Source organism: Acinetobacter seifertii (genome assembly GCF_000368065.1).
Taxonomy (GTDB): domain Bacteria; phylum Pseudomonadota; class Gammaproteobacteria; order Pseudomonadales; family Moraxellaceae; genus Acinetobacter; species Acinetobacter seifertii.
The window spans coordinates 119,428-136,565 of the sequence record NZ_KB851204.1; the positions used below are offsets into that span (position 1 = coordinate 119,428).

The 17,138-nt window shown below is 38.9% G+C and carries 17 protein-coding genes; 4 read left to right on the top strand and 13 right to left on the bottom strand.

The features are described 5' to 3' along the window. Nucleotides 1-45: 45 nt before the first annotated feature. Nucleotides 46-756: a DsbC family protein gene (locus tag F985_RS23130; protein WP_004705753.1), complete on the bottom strand. Its 711-nt coding sequence runs from the start codon at nt 754-756 to the stop codon at nt 46-48. Nucleotides 757-900: 144 nt separating this feature from the next. Then, complete coding sequence (gene ygfZ, locus F985_RS23135; protein ID WP_004705754.1) at nt 901-1,623, bottom strand: CAF17-like 4Fe-4S cluster assembly/insertion protein YgfZ; 723 nt, start codon at nt 1,621-1,623, stop codon at nt 901-903. 214 nt (nt 1,624-1,837) lie between these two features. On the opposite strand from ygfZ, the gene F985_RS23140 reads away from it, so the two are divergent. Beyond that, complete coding sequence (locus tag F985_RS23140; protein ID WP_077168717.1) at nt 1,838-2,290, top strand: SRPBCC family protein; 453 nt, start codon at nt 1,838-1,840, stop codon at nt 2,288-2,290. Nucleotides 2,291-2,340: 50 nt separating this feature from the next. On the opposite strand, the gene F985_RS23145 is transcribed toward F985_RS23140, so the two are convergent. The 8 genes from F985_RS23145 to rutD form a co-directional block, all read right to left on the bottom strand. Then, nucleotides 2,341-3,213 (bottom strand): NAD(P)-dependent oxidoreductase, encoded by an 873-nt coding sequence (locus tag F985_RS23145; RefSeq protein WP_004705756.1) that lies wholly within the window; start codon nt 3,211-3,213, stop codon nt 2,341-2,343. A gap of 15 nt (nt 3,214-3,228) precedes the next feature. Beyond that, nucleotides 3,229-4,581, bottom strand: coding sequence for a pyrimidine utilization transport protein G (rutG, locus tag F985_RS23150; RefSeq protein WP_004705758.1), 1,353 nt, complete (start codon nt 4,579-4,581; stop codon nt 3,229-3,231). A gap of 31 nt (nt 4,582-4,612) precedes the next feature. Next, nucleotides 4,613-5,203, bottom strand: coding sequence for an NADH-dependent FMN reductase RutF (gene rutF, locus F985_RS23155; RefSeq protein ID WP_081401424.1), 591 nt, complete (start codon nt 5,201-5,203; stop codon nt 4,613-4,615). Nucleotides 5,204-5,269: 66 nt separating this feature from the next. Beyond that, the gene (rutC, locus tag F985_RS23160) at nt 5,270-5,653 is read right to left on the bottom strand and encodes a pyrimidine utilization protein C (RefSeq protein WP_004705760.1); all 384 of its coding nucleotides are present in this window, start codon (nt 5,651-5,653) and stop codon (nt 5,270-5,272) included. A gap of 45 nt (nt 5,654-5,698) precedes the next feature. Further along, entirely contained in the window at nt 5,699-6,451 is a 753-nt protein-coding gene (gene rutB / locus F985_RS23165; protein ID WP_004705761.1) for a pyrimidine utilization protein B, read from the bottom strand. Continuing rightward, nucleotides 6,448-7,566 (bottom strand): pyrimidine utilization protein A, encoded by a 1,119-nt coding sequence (rutA, locus tag F985_RS23170; RefSeq protein WP_004705762.1) that lies wholly within the window; start codon nt 7,564-7,566, stop codon nt 6,448-6,450. Before rutA ends, rutB begins: the two co-directional genes overlap by 4 nt. Before the next feature lie 357 nt (nt 7,567-7,923). Next, nucleotides 7,924-8,511 (bottom strand): malonic semialdehyde reductase, encoded by a 588-nt coding sequence (locus tag F985_RS23175; protein ID WP_004705763.1) that lies wholly within the window; start codon nt 8,509-8,511, stop codon nt 7,924-7,926. Further along, on the bottom strand, nt 8,508-9,314 hold the full coding sequence (gene rutD / locus F985_RS23180; protein WP_004705765.1) for a pyrimidine utilization protein D: 807 nt from the start codon (nt 9,312-9,314) through the stop codon (nt 8,508-8,510). Before rutD ends, F985_RS23175 begins: the two co-directional genes overlap by 4 nt. Nucleotides 9,315-9,488: 174 nt before the next feature. On the opposite strand from rutD, the gene F985_RS23185 reads away from it, so the two are divergent. From F985_RS23185 to F985_RS23195, 3 genes are all read left to right on the top strand, one after another. After that, on the top strand, nt 9,489-9,845 hold the full coding sequence (locus F985_RS23185; protein WP_004705766.1) for a DUF488 domain-containing protein: 357 nt from the start codon (nt 9,489-9,491) through the stop codon (nt 9,843-9,845). Nucleotides 9,846-9,935: 90 nt separating this feature from the next. Further along, nucleotides 9,936-10,280, top strand: coding sequence for a zinc ribbon domain-containing protein YjdM (locus F985_RS23190; protein WP_004705767.1), 345 nt, complete (start codon nt 9,936-9,938; stop codon nt 10,278-10,280). 210 nt (nt 10,281-10,490) lie between these two features. Beyond that, nucleotides 10,491-10,826 carry a YegP family protein gene (locus F985_RS23195; protein WP_004705768.1) on the top strand — a complete coding sequence of 112 codons (336 nt, stop codon included), beginning with the start codon at nt 10,491-10,493 and terminating at the stop codon, nt 10,824-10,826. A 251-nt stretch (nt 10,827-11,077) separates the two neighbouring features. Here F985_RS23195 and F985_RS23200 read toward each other — a convergent pair whose 3' ends face one another. Genes F985_RS23200 through F985_RS23210 form a run of 3 tightly spaced genes read right to left on the bottom strand, consistent with a single transcriptional unit; the run spans nt 11,078 to nt 17,086 of the window. Beyond that, a complete protein-coding gene (locus F985_RS23200) occupies nt 11,078-12,793 on the bottom strand; it encodes a proline--tRNA ligase (protein ID WP_004705769.1) in 1,716 nt (571 codons plus the stop codon). A gap of 60 nt (nt 12,794-12,853) precedes the next feature. Continuing rightward, a complete protein-coding gene (locus tag F985_RS23205) occupies nt 12,854-15,952 on the bottom strand; it encodes an efflux RND transporter permease subunit (protein WP_004705770.1) in 3,099 nt (1,032 codons plus the stop codon). 15 nt (nt 15,953-15,967) lie between these two features. Next, nucleotides 15,968-17,086 carry an efflux RND transporter periplasmic adaptor subunit gene (locus F985_RS23210; protein ID WP_004705771.1) on the bottom strand — a complete coding sequence of 373 codons (1,119 nt, stop codon included), beginning with the start codon at nt 17,084-17,086 and terminating at the stop codon, nt 15,968-15,970. Nucleotides 17,087-17,138 lie beyond the last annotated feature (52 nt).

Consider the following 17,138-nt stretch of genomic DNA (forward strand, 5'->3'; position numbering starts at 1 on the left):
GAGAAAAATGATATGCCACTCTAGCTAAGAGAGTGGCATATAGACTTATTTTACTGACTTAAGTAATGCTTCAATTTGTTTTGCATCACTTGGTACACCAGAGATTCTTTGTCCATCTTGCAAGAAAAGAGTTGGTGTTCCATCGATATTTAATTTTTGGCCTAAAGCGATATTCTTTTGAATTGGACTTGAGCAACTTTTGCTATTAGTCGGCAATTTGCGATTAAGCATATAGTTGGTCCAAGCTTCAGACGGATTCTTTGAACACCAGATTTGATTTGCAACTTTCTCAGCATTTGGGTGCAAGCTAGTCAGCGGATATAAGAATACATATACCGTTACGTTATCCACCCCAACCATGTTTTGTTCTAAACGCTGACAGTAAGGGCAATCTGGGTCACTGAAAATATAAAGAGTACGCTCACCTTTACCTTTTACATATTTTATCGCCTGATTTAGGGGCAGGCTTTTGACATCAATTTTACCCAATTCGGCAATTCGTTCTTCTGTCATATTTTTTTGTTGTTTGATATCAACTAAATTGCCTACAAAAAAGTATTTAGCATCTTGATTGGTATAAACAATACGACCGCTTGTATACACTTCATAAATACCTTGCACAGGTGATTGATAAACACCTTTTACAGGTAAGTCTGGATAATTTGTCTTCAGATTTTGTTCAAGTGTCTTCACATCAGCATGAGCAGAACCGAAAAAAGCCAAACTCAACATGAGTGTAGCAAGTTTAGTTTTCATATTTTTTCTCTTAGATTTCAACCTAGATTATGATGGCATAGAAAAATTAAAAAATTGATGCCCTAATTAAATGAATTTATTAGAATTTTGTATCTATAAAAAAGCCCATAGAGTCTCCACGGGCTTTTTATTTACTAAATATAATTACTGTGGTCTAGCCACATCACCACTTAATGCTTCTGGCAAATCGAGGACTTGAAGACCGAGTTCAGCTAGAGCGGCTGGTTTCGCAACTACTAACGCAATATATCCGTCAGTGGTTTGAGTACTATTTACTACTTCAATATCGTTATTTAATTGAGTAGCTGGAGCAGGTGCTTCACCTGTACCTTGAACTAGATGCAACCAGTGTTTTGGTTTTGCTTTAAACCAAAGGCGCGCCACAATTTCTTGACCTAAGTAACAGCCTTTATCGTAATTTACGCCTTCACGTTGATGTAAACGTAATTCTTGTGGTTGGAACTCATGTTCGGTTGCTTGAGCAATCCATGCTTGACCCGTCATAATGGCTTGTTTTTGCCATTCGAAAACATTAGTTTCTGTAGAGCTGAACTCAGTGTGTCCATTTACAACTTTTGGAAACACAGCGCCTTGTTCACTTAAAGTCATTTTTGAAAATGCGCCATATTTTTTAATATGCTTGGCGAACTCTTCAGCTTGATCTTGAGTAACAACAATCTCAAAACTTTCAGCGTTCAGCTTTTTCAGCCACAGGCCAAAGTGAATACGGCCTTTAAGATCACAAATGGCTGTATAGCGTGTTTCATTTTCAGCTAAACGCTCAGTATCGACAGTCACTTGACCTTGTAAAAACTTCTGTGCATCTACACCGTTTAATGCATAAGAGGAGAAAGCGAGCAGACTCATGATTAATCTCAAATTCAATATGTTTCATTATGATTACTGACTATTTTGCTCCATTTTTACTAAAAAATCAGCCTTAGTTTTCGTAATTTAGTTTTGTTTAAAATAAGCTGGTTAGGTTAAAAAAACACCAAAAATATACGTTAAAACACTTTCTAAAGTTTAAGCTAGTAAACATTATTTCTATAACTTAAATGGAATTAAAAATAAGGAGAAGATCATGGCAACAGGTACAGTAAAATTACATCGCGTATTTAAAGCACCCGCTGAACGTGTTTATCGCGCATTTCTAGACCCAGATGCTTTAGTTAAGTGGATGGCCCCTCACGGTTTTACTGCGAAAGTTCATAGTTTTGATTCAAATGTAGGTGGCTCATACAAAATGAGTTTTACTAACTTTTCGACAGGATCAACACATTCATTTGGCGGAACTTATGTTGAACTCATTCCAAATGAATTAATTCGATATAACGATCAATTCGATGATGCAAATTTACCTGGTACGATGCAGGTGACTATTACATTAAAGACTGTACTGGTCGGTACGGAGGTGCATATTACTCAAGAAGGAATACCCGAAGTTATTCCTGTAGAGGCATGCTATTTAGGATGGCAGGAGTCTTTGTCGTTATTGGCACTTTTAGTGGAAGCTGCGATTCCGGATCAGTAAAAGAATTTTATTTTTCTTAAAAAAAAAAGAGTAGGTCGTAAGACTTACTCTTAAGATAGCTCTAATTGGTTTTGTTGTTCCAATAATTTAACTATGGCTGAAAAATCGACTTGTTGTGCATCAGGTCTGGAAACCTGATTAAACTGTTGTTGAATTAGACTAAAAGCTGGAAGTTCTAAATTATTTTGAGTAACTAAATTTAGTGTTATCCCAATATCTTTTTGTAATAAATCTAAAGCAAAAGTTTTTTCAAATTTACGGCTTAAAACACGTTGCATCATAATATGTTCTGAAACATTGCTTTTGCCACTAGAGTGGTTAATGCAGTTCATTGCGGAATGTAAATTTACGCCTTGAGATTTAAGGATGCTCAAACCCTCTGCTAGCGCCCAAAGATGTGTTGCCATTAGTGTGTTATTGATAGCTTTTACTGCAAAAGCAGCACCGCTTTCGCCGACATATTCAACTAAATTAGCAAATGCTTGAATAATAGGCTTTGCTCTTTTAAATGCACACTCGTCACCTCCGACCATTACCGTAAGAGTTCCTCGTTCAGCTCCAATCGTTTGTCCTGAAACTGGCGCATCTAAATAATCAACTCCGCTTAATTTGAGCTGTTGACTGAGTTTTCTTGCAGTTTCTGGCACACCGCTAGTGCAGTCTACCCAAATACAGCCTTGTTTTAGTTGAGAATCCGCAATTAAATTTTCTACATCTTGGCTAGTCGGTAGGCATGAAAAGATAATATCTGCTTGCAGAGCTTGTGTCAGGTCTACAGCCTGCGTACCAAAGGTTTGTTCATGTTGCTTTGCTTTAGCAAACGTACGATTCCAAACATAGACTTGGCTACATACTTGGGTTAAATGGGAAGCCATGTGCCATCCCATTGCACCTAAACCGATAAATGAAGCACTTTGAATCAAGGAGTTTCTCCAGAATTAAAGGTGTGGGACAGAATTAAGCGGTTCTACTGATTTTTCAATAGATTGACTTTCGGATTTTTCCGTTCTGTTGAGTAATAGGTTAAGCACAATTGCTGCAAGTGTCGCAGTTCCAATACCCCCTAGGTCAAATGGCCCAATATGTAGACTTAAATTACCAGCCCCCATAATGAGACTGACTGCTGCAATGATTAAAGTACTATTTTTAGTGAAATCAACTTTGTTATCGATCCAAATTTTTGCTCCAGCTACAGTAATTAAGCCAAAGACAACAATGGACGCACCGCCTAATAGAGCAACAGGGATGGTGCTAATGATTGCTCCAAATTTGGGAGATAGACCGAGTAGAATTGCAAATAGTCCCGCAACCACAAAAATAGTCGTTGAATAGACTTTAGTTATAGCCATTACTCCAATATTTTCAGCATAAGTCGTCATACCTGTACCACCAACAGAAGCTGATAAACTTGTACAAATACCATCTGCAAAAAAAGCACGACCCATATATGGCGATAAATTACGTTCTGTCATGGCAGAAACAGCTTTGAAATGTCCTAAGTTTTCAGCGACTAAAATAAGCGCAACAGGTGCAATCAATAAAATAGCTTTGGCATTAAAAACAGGCGAGTGAAAAGTGGGTAGGCCAAACCATGCAGCTTGACTGATCGCATTAAAATCGATGGGTTTGCCTAATCCTAAGGTATTGGTGAGTAGAAAATAAATAAAATAAGCACTGATGAGCCCGATGAGTAATAGAAGGCGGCGAATCATACCTCTTGTAAAAACAGCAACCGCACTAATGCATAAAATGGTAATGACTGCCATCCACGTGTCAAAGCTATTTGTCGAAACGCTTTTAATTGTTACAGGTGCAAGGTTTAAACCAATAATCATCACAATTGCACCAGTGACCACGGGTGGCATGAGTTTTTCAATCCATGCAGTTCCAGTTTTCATCACAATTAAACCGATGCATGCATAAATCAAACCGCAAATGATTGTACCGCCAAGCGCCACAGCTAAATTGGGATTTGATCCAACCCCTACATAGCCTGTAGCGGCTGCGACTGCGCCAATAAAGGCGAAGCTTGATCCGAGATAGCTAGGCATACGCCCACCTGTCATTAAAAAGAACAAGATGGTGCCAATACCAGTAATAAAAATGGTGAGGTTCGGATCAAAGCCCATGAGTAACGGGGCTAAAACAGTTGCTCCGAACATCGCAAAAGCATGTTGTAACCCCAAAACAATACTTTTACCAGGAGGAAGATATTCATCAATTTGTACGGGAGTTTCTAAATTACCTGTGTGCGGCTTAAATTTAGGAAACCAAGATTCTTTTGTTCGCATAACAGATCCTCTTTTTCATTTTTTATCTGCATTAGCATGCTGTTTGTAATTCGCAATAATTGCGGTTGAAGTACATAAGTGCATTAAGCCCACTTTGGTGTTTCATTGCTTTGACCGAACAAAACAAGACATCATGACTACCGATACTCATGCTTTGTACAATTTCACAATCAAATGACACCAAGGCCTCATTCAAAATCGGAGAACCAGTGAGTAGCTTGCTCCATTCCCCATGAGCAAAGCGTTCTGGCATTGGTGTTTTTCCACCGAAAATTGTAGATAGCGTACTTTGATGGGCAGCTAAAGTATTGACACAAAGTACCTCATTTTGTTTAAAAGTATTAAAAACTGATGCTGAGCGGTTGAGACAAACCAATAGTGTCGGCGGTGTATCTGTTACGCTACATACAGCGGAGGCTGTAAAGCCAGCCTTTCCCGCAGGCCCATCTGTCGTGATGACATTCACTGCTGCTCCAAGATTTGCCATGCCTTGTCTAAAAGTATGCTGATCTACTTCTAAGTGTGTTGAGCATGTCTGAGCCTGCTGAATCGTAGATGGAGTTAAAACCTGTTTCTCTTCTGTTTTTTGCATGATTGCTCTCCAACCCCAATGCATGATCATTACAATGAATCGAGGCTAAAACATCACATTAGTGATGATGCTGAAGGTTTTTATCAGTGACATCGTTTATCCCACATGGGCAATCGATGCAATTTCAATTAAGGCATCGGGTTTCACCAAGCCGCACTGGATACAAAAGCGAGCCGGTTTGTCACCCGGAAAATATTCTGCATATACCGTATTCACTGCGGTATAGTCCACCCAATCTTTAATGAAAATAGAATTGAACGTTACGTCATCCATGGTGCCACCCGCAGTTTCAATCACTTTTTTGATTGTTTCTAAAATATGGCGAGTTTGTCCTGCAGCATCACCAATACAGACCACATTATTATTTTCATCAAAAGCCAATGTGCCTGACACATACACAATATTGTCTGCTTTGGTTGCAGGAACATAGGGTGCAAGTGGTGCCGATGTTCCGTCAGGGATAACAACTTGTTTAGACATAAAATGCTCCAAATCAAAAATTTTAGATAAAATTAAATGTATGAATTAGGCAGATTGCTGTAGCAATGTTGATGCCGAATCAAAGGTTTCAATAAAGCTATTGGTGTCAGATACCCAGCCAAAAAAAGTTTTAATGTTATATAGCGCTGCGTCGTGAGCCTCTTGAGGTCCCGCTTGATAGCAAGCATCTTTAAGTGCAACACCGAAATATTCCAAAAAGAAACCATCACGTAAGGTCGACTCGACACAGACATTGGTGGCAATACCTACAAAGACCAAATTACGAATGCCACGAGCACGTAAAATGCTGTCGAGAGCGGTGTTAAAGAAACCGCTATAACGTGGCTTTTCAATAATGATGTCTTGTGGAAGAGGTTTTAACTCATCAATTAAAGCAAAGTCCCAACCGCCTTTAGATAAAAGTTGGCCTTGTAACTCGGGGCGTTTACGCATGGTTTTTAAGGCATTGGATTTATGAAAATTTGGTGAACCTAAACCACCAGCTTCGACGTAGTTTTTATCCCAACCATTTTGGAAATAGATGACCTGAATCCCTGCACTATGTGCAGCATCGATCGCCTTTTTAATATTTTCGACTACAGGCTTAGTCTTTGAAACATCAAAACCTGCTAAATCTAAATACCCACCTAAAGAGGTGTAGGCATTTTGCATATCAATGACAACAAGTGCAGTTTGTTCTGCTGCTAGTTGAATATGTTCAGGTTCTGCTTTTAATACTTTGCCTGTACCAATCTGTGACGTGAATTCTGCACACACAATATTAGACATTTCATTCATGCGCTTTTCTCCAAAACAGTTGGTTCGGCTTGCTCTGCCAGTTCGGTAACGACACTTTCACGACATTTCATGAGCGGTTGAATGCGTTGACCAAAATCTTCTACACCTTGTACAAAGTCATCAAAGGTCAACAAAATTCCTTCTGTACCTTCAATCTCGGAAATTTGATCAAGCATTTTTGCGACATTTTTAAAAGAGCCAACAATTGTGCCCATATTGATATTGACTGGAGAAACACTAGAGGCCATGTGACGAATATTGGTGTCAGTGCCAGACACTTTATCTTTTGCACCTTGGTCTTGTAGCCAACGAATAGCTTCCATGTCCGCACCATCGTTATAGTGTTGCCATTTCTGCATTGCAGCAGCATCTGTTTCGGCTGCAATTACCATAAACAACACATAGGTCTGTACATTGCGTCCAGTTTTGTCAGTTTGAGCTTTTAAGCGATCATTAATTTCGGCATAGGCTGTCGGTGTGTTTAAACCTTTTCCAAAAACAAAGTTGTAATCGGCATATTTTGCGGAAAAAGCTAAACCAGCATCTGACTGTCCTGCACAGATAATTTTCATATCAGCTTGAGGCTGTGGTTTGACCTGACAATCATTCATCTGGAAAAACTCGCCTTTTAGGTCTGACTTCCCGGTTGCCCAAAGTTCACGTAAAACTTCGACATATTCAGATAAGTAGTCATAGCGTTTAGCAAAATATTCATCGCCGGGCCACATACCCATTTGGGAATATTCAGGCATTTGCCATCCAGTCACGACGTTTAGTCCAAAGCGACCGTTGGAAATCGAGTCTATGGTCGATGCCATACGTGCCACAATTGCAGGAGGCATGACTAGTGTTGCTGCAGTTGCATAAATTTGGATTTTACTGGTGACGGCAGCGAGACCTGCCATGAGGGTAAATGTTTCAAGGTTATAGTCCCAAAACTCAGTTTTTCCGCCAAAGCCACGCAACTTAATCATGGAAAGGGCAAAGTCAAAACCGTAGTGTTCAGCACGTTGTACAATTTGTTTGTTTAACTCAAAGGTAGGTTTATATTGCGGTGCATTTTCTGAAAGCAGCCAGCCATTATTTCCAATTGGACAAAAAACGCCGATCTTCATCTTGATTCCCCATCGTGAGTTTAGGAAGTCGAACTGAAAGTTATAAAAGATATAATTTTCAGTATTTGTTTGTATTTTTAATAATGCATAGTGCGTGCCAACTTTAATATCTAAATACTTATCAATGTTTTGAATTTATTGTTTGGTATAATTTTTATCAAATGGTAAAAAATAATGCGGTTATGCACCAAGCATGAACTAACTTGCTTCATTGTGCATCATTTGATCAATTTTGCTTTTGGGATGCATATTACATTCAGTGTTCTGAAACAGTAGAACAAAAAGGCGACATTGAAGTCGCCGTGTAGAACTAAGATATTTCTCTTTTGAGATTAAAGAGAGTGGTATGGACTTTAATCATTCCACCCGACAAGCCTCTTCAAAATTTAAGCGAGGAAGGCGGGTATAAACTTTTTGAGGGTCGCCATAGCCGATATTAATGATGAGATTAATATGATGATTTGTCCCTGCAAAAAATAGCTCATCAACCAGTTTCGCGTCAAAACCAGACATTGGACCTGTATCTAAACCTAAACTACGGCATGCCATAATTAAATATGCAGCTTGCAATGAACTATTACGAAAGGCAGTTTCATGTGCTACGGCTTCACTTGATGTAAACCATGATTTTGCATCGGCATAAGGAAATAGTTCTGGCAGTTTGTCATAAAATCTTGCATCGGTTGCAACCAAAACAGTGACAGGAGCTGTCATCGTCTTTTCTACATTGCCAGACAACAATGCTGGCTTGAGTTTTTGTTTAGCTTCAGGTGTTGTTAAAAATACAAAACGAGCTGGGCTACAGTTGGCAGAAGTCGGTGCCATTTTGACCAGATCATAAATTTGTTGAATTTGCTCAGGGGAGACTGCTTTATCTAACCACGTGCTGTGGGTTCTAGCTTCTAAAAAAATTTGATCTAAAATATTTAATGTTTTTGCATTCATGATAAAGCCTTAATATTGTAGAAAAATTGGATGAAAGTTTGATTTAGTGGTTGAGACTCGGTCACTGTGGAAGCATGGGCACCAGAGGGTAAAATGCAAAGTTGACCATGGCCGAGTTTGGTAAAAAGATCTTGTGATTTATGTACCGGAACTAAAAAATCATCTTGATTGGCGACTATATGAATTGCTGTGTCTTTTAGTGCCTGTACGTGCTCTATCTGTAATTGAAAATGCATTAATGCCTTGAGTCGGGCAAAGACATTTGTTTTGGGCGGAAAGTTTTGGAGTTGAATATCTTCAGTACTTTTAATATGGCTATGATTCTGAGAAATCCAGGCTGGAGGATACAAAAATAATGCCTGTGCACGCACATAGGCTTCAGTACCTGCTGACGCCAATAATGCGATACGGGCATCAAAACATTTTTGTGTATGCGCATCTAGCTCATCCCACGCATTAATCAGTGTCAGGCTGAGCATGGTAATTGAGCTAGATTTCAGTTGCTTTGCGAGTTCCATTCCGATGATGCCACCCAAAGCATGCCCGATCATATGGAACTCATAAATTTGAAGATGTTCTAATAAGTGTAGTACTTGATTTGCTATGTCACACATATGGTAGTGTGCAGGTAATAAAGCACTGTCTTGGTGACAGCCTTCTTGGTCATAAGTCACGACGTTGAAATGTGCACTCAATGATTCAAGCTGTGGACTCCAAAAACTAGCATGACCACCTAACCCAGATGACAAAATCAAATAAGGGGCGTCTTCCTGAGAGGAACATGGATAAATATAATATTTCATTTTTTACCATTCGATAAAATAATGAAAAGTTCAAAAGCAATTTATATGCCTGAATTAATCAAAAATGGCAAATTGAGATAATATTTTGTGCAAAAGATTTAGATTGTAGAAGCAGGCAAATCACTGTAATGGTTAAACCAATAATGTCTAGATTCAGCAGAGTAGAGGTCAGAAATGGATATCCAAATTAAAAGAATTTATGAAAATGCTGACCCTAGTGATGGGAAACGAATATTAGTTGATCGGCTATGGAGCCGCGGAATAAGTAAAGAAAATGCCCATTTAGATTTGTGGTTAAAAGAAGTGGCGCCTTCAACTGAATTACGCAAGTGGTTCCATGCGGCAACGCCAGATCATTGGGAAGAATTTAAGCGACGTTATTTAAAAGAGCTAGAAGCCAACTCCGCAGTCGAAGAGCTACAGCACATTGCAGTAAAACATACAGTTACACTTTTATATTCAGCAAAAGATGTTGAAAATAACCATGCAATTATTTTGAAAGAATATTTATTAAGTAAAAACTCAAAATGAATGTATAAATTTTTTTTTGGTAAAAGTCTTTTATTTAAAACTTTAAAAAATGAGTCATATCTCGCATAATATACTTTTTGAGATTTTTTTATGTCTTTGCCAAATTGCCCAAAATGCCAATCAGAATATACTTATCAAGACGGCGACTTATTAATTTGCCCTGAATGCTCACATGAGTGGAAGGAAGGGGAAACTTCAATTAGTGATGATCAAGAAGTGATTAAAGATGCAAATGGTAATGTCTTGGCAGATGGCGATAGTGTCACTGTGATTAAAGATTTAAAAATTAAAGGTTCATCTTCGGTTGTAAAAGTGGGAACAAAAGTAAAAACAATTCGTTTAGTTCCAGATGCAAGTGATGGCCATAATATTGATTGCAAAATTGATGGTATTGGTCAGATGAAATTAAAATCTGAATTTGTAAAAAAAGCTTAATTTGTTAATTTTAATTACATTTTGGTAGGGGTACTCATGTAGCCTCTACCTTTTTAACTTTCAACATCCTTATAATTTTATTACGATAATGTATAAAAAGTAGTCTATCCAAAGTTACACACCTCATTTATATTGTCATCAATAACAAATAACTTTCGTCCAGAATAATAACGAAAGTCATACCCACATCAACAAAAAAACGAGGTTCATATGGCAGGATGGTACGAGATTTCTCAAGCGAGTGATGGACAATATCGCTTTGTACTTAAGGCTGGTAATGGCGAAATTATTTTAAATAGTGAGCTATATAAAGCAAAAGCGTCGGCAGTCAATGGTATTGAGTCAGTTCAAAAAAATAGTGGTGACGATGGGCGATATGACCGTTTAACTGCAAAAAATGGAAAACCTTACTTCAATTTAAAAGCAGCCAATCATCAAATTATTGGTACGAGTCAGTTCTACGCGAGCGAAGCATCACGCGACAAAGGGATTGAATCGGTTAAAACCAATGGATCTTCGACAACCATTAAAGATTTAACAGTTTAAATTAGACGTAAATTTTATAAGATAATAAAAAAACTGCTTCTTTTTAGAAGCAGTTTTTTTATTTGAGGAAGATAGTACAAAATTTAATATTATGGGGACGGCATGGATATCGCCCGTATGGCTGCGGTAACATGGACGTACCGTCAGTCACACAAATGGTTTTGTTACTTTTGCCGAAACAAAAGTAAGGTATTGCCTATATAAATAACATTTGTATGCCACTACCATTGGAGGCAATGACGTACATGTAATTAACGCGCTAACTTAGCTACAAGTTCTTCTTTAGTTAAATTGCTCGCTTCAGCATCGCGGCGACCTTTATATTCAAACGTACCAGCATCAAGACCTTTTTCACCAATCACGATACGGTGTGGAATACCCATTAACTCAAGGTCAGAGAATTTAACGCCTGGACGTTCGTTACGGTCATCAAGTAATACATCAAAACCTTGAGCTTGAAGTTCTGCATAAAGTGCTTCAGCTGCTTCAAGAGTACGAGGTGATTTGTGTGCATTCATTGGAACAATTGCGATTTCAAAAGGGGCAATCGCTTGTGGCCAAATAATACCTTTGTCATCGTAGTTTTGTTCAATTGCAGCTGCAACTACACGTGTTACACCAATACCATAACAACCCATTGTTACTGTAAATGGCTTACCATCTTCACCTAAAACTTTACAACCTAAAGCTTCAGAGTACTTAGTACCAAGCTGGAAAATATGACCTACTTCAATACCGCGTTTAATTTGGATCGTGCCTTTACCATCTGGAGATGGGTCGCCTTCAACCACATTACGTAAATCAAAGACTTCAGTGATTTGCGCATCTCTTTCCCAGTTTACGCCCACAGCGTGTTTGTCAGCTTCATTTGCACCAGCAACGAAGTCAGAAAGAACAGATGCAGCGCGATCAACAATAACAGTTAAGCCTTTTTCAACTAAACCTTGTGGACCTGTAAAGCCAGCCGTTAAACCAAATGCTTGAAGTTGCTCTTCAGTTGCAAACGTAAGAGGGGCACCAACTAAAGGATGTTTCTCAGCTTTAATTTCATTCAGTTCGTGATCGCCACGTAAGAATAGGGCAACTACAGGAACATTGCCTTTTTCATCAGCAACACCTTGAACCAATAATGCTTTAACAGATTGTTTCGGATCAGCATTTAGGAATTGGCAAACATCATCAATTGTTTTTTGATTTGGTGTTTCAACCAATTTAAATTCTTGTGCAGGTGCAGCACGTTCACCAACTAAAACTGCCTCAGCCATTTCAACGTTTGCTGCATAATCAGATTCAGTTGAAAATGCGATGTCATCTTCGCCACTTGAAGCCAATACATGGAATTCATGTGAAGCTGAACCACCAATCGAGCCTGTGTCAGCTTGAACTGGACGGAAGTCTAAACCTAAGCGAGTAAAGATACGGCTATAAGTGTCGTACATCACGTCATAAGTTTCTTGTAGTGATTCTTGAGTTGCATGGAAAGAATATGCATCTTTCATAATGAACTCGCGTGAACGCATTACACCAAAACGTGGACGAATTTCATCACGGAATTTGGTTTGAATTTGATAGAAATTTACAGGAAGTTGTTTATAACTTTTTAGCTCGTTACGTGCTAAATCGGTAATTACTTCTTCATGTGTAGGACCAAGCACAAACGGGTTGTCATGACGATCTTTGAAGCGTAATAATTCAGGGCCGTATTGTTCATAACGACCTGATTCTTCCCACAAGCTTGCGGGTTGGGTCACGGGCATGAACACTTCCATAGCACCTGAACGATTCATTTCTTCACGAACAATCGCATCAACTTTTTTAAGCACACGTGTTCCCATCGGCAGCCATGTATATAAACCTGATGCCAATTTACGAATCATCCCCGCACGTAACATGAGCTGATGTGAAATCACTTCAGCATCGTTTGGGGTTTCTCTCAACGTTGCAAATAAAAAGCGGCTTGCGCGCATGGAAAAAGTCCTAAAAAAGTTAAGCGTTATAAAAACGCAGATTATACGATAGTCGCTGCATTATGACATGAATCGTCGAGTTTGACGCAGCAGAAAGTTTTTCAAGTCATCCAGATAAGTGAAAATGACGGGTACAACTACTAGTGTCAACAGGGTAGAGGTGATTACACCACCAATAACAGCATGAGCCATTGGTGCACTTTGCTCTCCACCTTCACCCAAGCCTAGAGCTAATGGAACCATACCCATGACCATAGCACTAGTAGTCATTAAAATAGGGCGTAAACGGGTTTTACCCGCTTGTAAAATAGCATCATAACGACTTTCCCCATGTTCCATGGACTTTTTAATAAAGTCGATAAGTAAAATCGCGTTTTTGGTTACCAGCCCCATGAGCATAATGATGCCAATAATCGAAAATAGATTTAGGGTACTTCTAAACAAGAAGAGGGCAAGAAATACCCCAATCAATGACAGCGGCAAAGATGCCATAATCGCAGCTGGGTGAATAAAACTATTAAACTGAGAACCCAAAACAATATAAATAAATACAATGGAAAGCGTAATAGCAGTTAATGCATAACCTGCAGACTCGGCCATGTCGGCATTAGCCCCTTGGGTATTGAAGGTATAACCAGCAGGTAACTTAAATGCTTTTTGCATTTTATCAATATCTTTCCCGATATCTCCACTTGGGCGTCCAGATGTATTAGCTTGAATGAGTACTTCACGTTCAAGATCGCGTCGATTAATTTGTGACGCGCCGAGTTTTTCCTCAGTTGTTGCTACCGCACTCAATGGAACTAATATTGATTGTCCATTTGCACCAGTTTTGTTTGAGTTGAGATATAGATTTTGAACGTCCTGAGGAAGCATGCGTTTGTCTTCATTTAACCGAATATTAACGTCATAGGTTTCGCCGTCACGATCTTCCCACGTGGTGACATTATCGCCTGCAATTAATGGACGGATTGCATTGGCAACTTGGGAAACAGACAAGCCTAAGTCACTTGCCAATACACGATTAATATGAACACCTAAAGTTGGTTTTGGCTCTTTTAAAGAGCTTTCTAAATCGACTACACCTTTAATTTTGCCCATTTCAGTCATAAACCGATTTGAAATTTTTTGCAGCTCATTTAGGTCAGTTCCCTTAATGGAAATCATGATAGGTTTTTGACCACCAGAAACTGAATCTTGAGCAGCAGCAACGGAAGTAACATGAATGCCCGCTACGGTTTGCAAACGATCACGGAACTCATTGTTGAGCGTTGCTAAGTCTGAACTACGTTGTTGTTTTGGTTTTAAAGTCACTCCTAAATCCGCATGGTTTTTCCCAGAGTTTATTGTGCTATTTACAACCCCGTAGGTAGAAACAACATCAGGGAATTGCCTAATAATTTGATCGACTTGATGTAGTTTGGCTTGGGTATATTCCAAAGAAGCATCGACGGGCGTCTCGAACTGAATACGAATTTCGCCTTTATCTGGGACTGGTACAAATTCGGTTCCAATAAGCTTTGATAAACCTAAGGCAGCGAATAGTGAAGCAATCGCAATAATGACTGTAATAAAACGAAAGTGCAGAGCAAGCTTCAACAACTTTTCATAAATATGGGTAAGGCCATCTAATAATTTAGAAATACGATTAAAGAAACGTTGTAGTCGACTTTCCTTTTTCTTTACTGGGTCTTTCCAATGTGCTGAAAGCATTGGGTCGAGTGTAAAACTGATAAACATGGAAATAAGAACAGCTGTACTTACAGTTACTCCAAACTGGTAGAAGAAACGCCCAATTAACCCACCCATAAAAGCAACAGGTAAAAATACTGCCACAATGGTAAGTGTGGTTGCGAGTACGGCTAAACCAATTTCTTTGGTGCCATCTAAAGCCGCAGTGACATGATCTTTGCCAAGCTCTGTATGTCTAACTATGTTTTCTCGAACGACAATTGCGTCATCAATTAACAGACCAATACTCAGTGACAGGGCTAACAGCGTCATCATGTTAATACTAAACCCAAAAGCCCAAATGAAGGTTAATGTTCCAAGCAGGGTAATCGGTAAAGTTAAACCTGTAATGACGGTAGAACGGAAAGAACCTAAAAAGAGTAAAACAATTAAAACTGCTAAGCCTGCCCCTTCAAGAATGGTACGAACAACGTCTTTAATTGAAGCACGAATACCTTTAGAGCTGTCTGCCACGACTTTATAATTTAAACCTGCAGGCATTTGAGCTTTTAGCTTCTCTAACGTTTGGTAAGTTTTATCGACGACTTGAATTACATTAGCATCTGAACTTTTTAAAATATCGATAGAGACAGCCGTTCTTCCATTATAAAAAGCACTAGATTGCAGTTCGGCTTGAGTATCTTCAACAGTTGCTACTTGTTTTAAAAAAATAGGGGAACCATTTTTATTGGCAATAACCAAATCACCAAAACCAAAAGGATGAATAACTTTTGATTGAATCTGTACAACGAGTTCAGAATTCTTTTGCTGTAAAGTTCCCGCAGGGACTTCTATGTTTTCATTTTTTAGCGTGTTAATAACCTGATCAATACCAATACCGTAGCTTTGCAATTGTTCAGGATGGATTTTTATACGGATTTGACGTTTAGCATCACCAAGTAGATTGACATTACCTACACCAGAAACGGTTTTAAGCTGAGGCACAATTTTTTTATCTACATACGAACTTAATTGAGCCAAGCTCATCGTATTCGACTCAAACACTACCGACATAATTGGGCTAGATGAAGGATCGTAGCGTTGCACAATCGGCGTATCAATCTCATCACGAAATTGAGCGATAACAGGAGCAATTTTGTCGCGCACATCTTGTGCTGCAATTGCAGAAGAGGTATCAAGATTAAACTCGGCAATCACCATCGAAGACCCTTCACTTGAACGTGAAGTAATTTGTTTAATGCCTGAAATCGTGTTGATTTGGTCTTCGAGTTTTTTGGTAATATCTGACTCAACCGCTTCAGGTGAGGCACCAGCATATTGCGTGGTAACGACTACGAATGGGAAATCTACATTAGGAAACTCTTCAACCGTCATGCGTTTCCAAGAGGCTAACCCGAGTACCATTAAGCATAGCATCATCATAATGGTAAAAACGGGGTACTTCACACTGATTCGGGTAAACCACATAAGCTATTTGCTACCTTATTTATTTTTTTCGGCTGTAAGCGTTACTTTTTTATTGATATCAGAATCTTCAAACTGGATACGACTTACCTGATCTGTACTTTGTAAACCTTGTACCAAAGCAATGTTTTCATTGTAACGTTGCTCAACTACGCGAATTTTGACCTTTTGAATAGTCTGATTGCGTATTACCCATACGAAAGGATCTTGTTGCAGGTTTTGAATACTATCTAAAGGAATGGTTTGTCCTTGATTGCGATCATTTTGCAAAATAATGCCATTAATAAATGCGCCGATACTGAGTGAATCAATTGCTTCTTTAGGGCTTGCAAAGAATTCAATTTGTCGACTATCTTGGTCCGCTACAGGTGAGACCCGAGTCAGTATGGCATGTAATTGTTTTGAATTACCCTGAATCTGATATTGAATAGAGCTACCGACTTTTAGTGCAGATTGTTGCTCAATAGGTAGCTTCGCTTGTATTTCTAATTGATCAGGATTAACGATTTCAAATAATGTTTGTCCAACCGATACAGTTTGTCCTGGTTCGACTTGTCGTTTAGTAATAACACCTGAAATAGGGCTCGTAATAATGCCATCTCGATTAGCTTTTTTAGCAATATCAACATTCGCTTGCTGGGCTCTAACACTTTCAAGTTGACCCTTATAATCTACTTGACTCTGTTCAAACTCTACACGGGCAATAAAGCCTTGATTGAGTAATCTTTGTTTTCGATTCATCAAATTACGTGCAAGCTCTGCTTGTGCCTGAGCAGAAGCAAGATTAGCCTCAGCTTGAGCTAAACGTGCAGCATTATCTTGATTATTTAATCTGACTAATACTTGGCCTTTTTGTACTTTTTGACCTACATTTGCATTAACGGATGTTGCTGTCGCACTGACTTGAGCTTGAATAGAACTTTGTTGTACTGCACGAATAGTTCCTGTAAAAGAGGTCTGAGTAGCTACGGAGCCTTCTTTTATAGAAATTAAATCTTGAGGGATAAGTTCAATTTTTTTAGGTTCAGATGCTGTTGTTTTTGGTGCGTCTTGCTGATGACATGCAGCTAAAATCAAACTCAGGCTAATTAAGCTTAATTTAAAAAAAGTAGAAGGGGTAAGATGCGTTGTGCGCATACAGCATCATCCTGTAGTTCAAATTTTATTTTGCCCCTATTCTTGATAAAGC

Coding starts and splice junctions, on each gene's coding strand:
- F985_RS23130 (WP_004705753.1), bottom strand. CDS start 756: ATGAAAACTAAACTTGCTACACTCATGTTGAGTTTGGCTTTTTTCGGT.
- ygfZ (WP_004705754.1), bottom strand. CDS start 1,623: ATGAGTCTGCTCGCTTTCTCCTCTTATGCATTAAACGGTGTAGATGCA.
- rutG (WP_004705758.1), bottom strand. CDS start 4,581: ATGCGAACAAAAGAATCTTGGTTTCCTAAATTTAAGCCGCACACAGGT.
- rutF (WP_081401424.1), bottom strand. CDS start 5,203: ATGATCATGCATTGGGGTTGGAGAGCAATCATGCAAAAAACAGAAGAG.
- rutC (WP_004705760.1), bottom strand. CDS start 5,653: ATGTCTAAACAAGTTGTTATCCCTGACGGAACATCGGCACCACTTGCA.
- rutB (WP_004705761.1), bottom strand. CDS start 6,451: ATGAATGAAATGTCTAATATTGTGTGTGCAGAATTCACGTCACAGATT.
- rutA (WP_004705762.1), bottom strand. CDS start 7,566: ATGAAGATCGGCGTTTTTTGTCCAATTGGAAATAATGGCTGGCTGCTT.
- F985_RS23175 (WP_004705763.1), bottom strand. CDS start 8,511: ATGAATGCAAAAACATTAAATATTTTAGATCAAATTTTTTTAGAAGCT.
- rutD (WP_004705765.1), bottom strand. CDS start 9,314: ATGAAATATTATATTTATCCATGTTCCTCTCAGGAAGACGCCCCTTAT.
- F985_RS23185 (WP_004705766.1), top strand. CDS start 9,489: ATGGATATCCAAATTAAAAGAATTTATGAAAATGCTGACCCTAGTGAT.
- F985_RS23190 (WP_004705767.1), top strand. CDS start 9,936: ATGTCTTTGCCAAATTGCCCAAAATGCCAATCAGAATATACTTATCAA.
- F985_RS23195 (WP_004705768.1), top strand. CDS start 10,491: ATGGCAGGATGGTACGAGATTTCTCAAGCGAGTGATGGACAATATCGC.
- F985_RS23200 (WP_004705769.1), bottom strand. CDS start 12,793: ATGCGCGCAAGCCGCTTTTTATTTGCAACGTTGAGAGAAACCCCAAAC.
- F985_RS23205 (WP_004705770.1), bottom strand. CDS start 15,952: ATGTGGTTTACCCGAATCAGTGTGAAGTACCCCGTTTTTACCATTATG.
- F985_RS23210 (WP_004705771.1), bottom strand. CDS start 17,086: ATGCGCACAACGCATCTTACCCCTTCTACTTTTTTTAAATTAAGCTTA.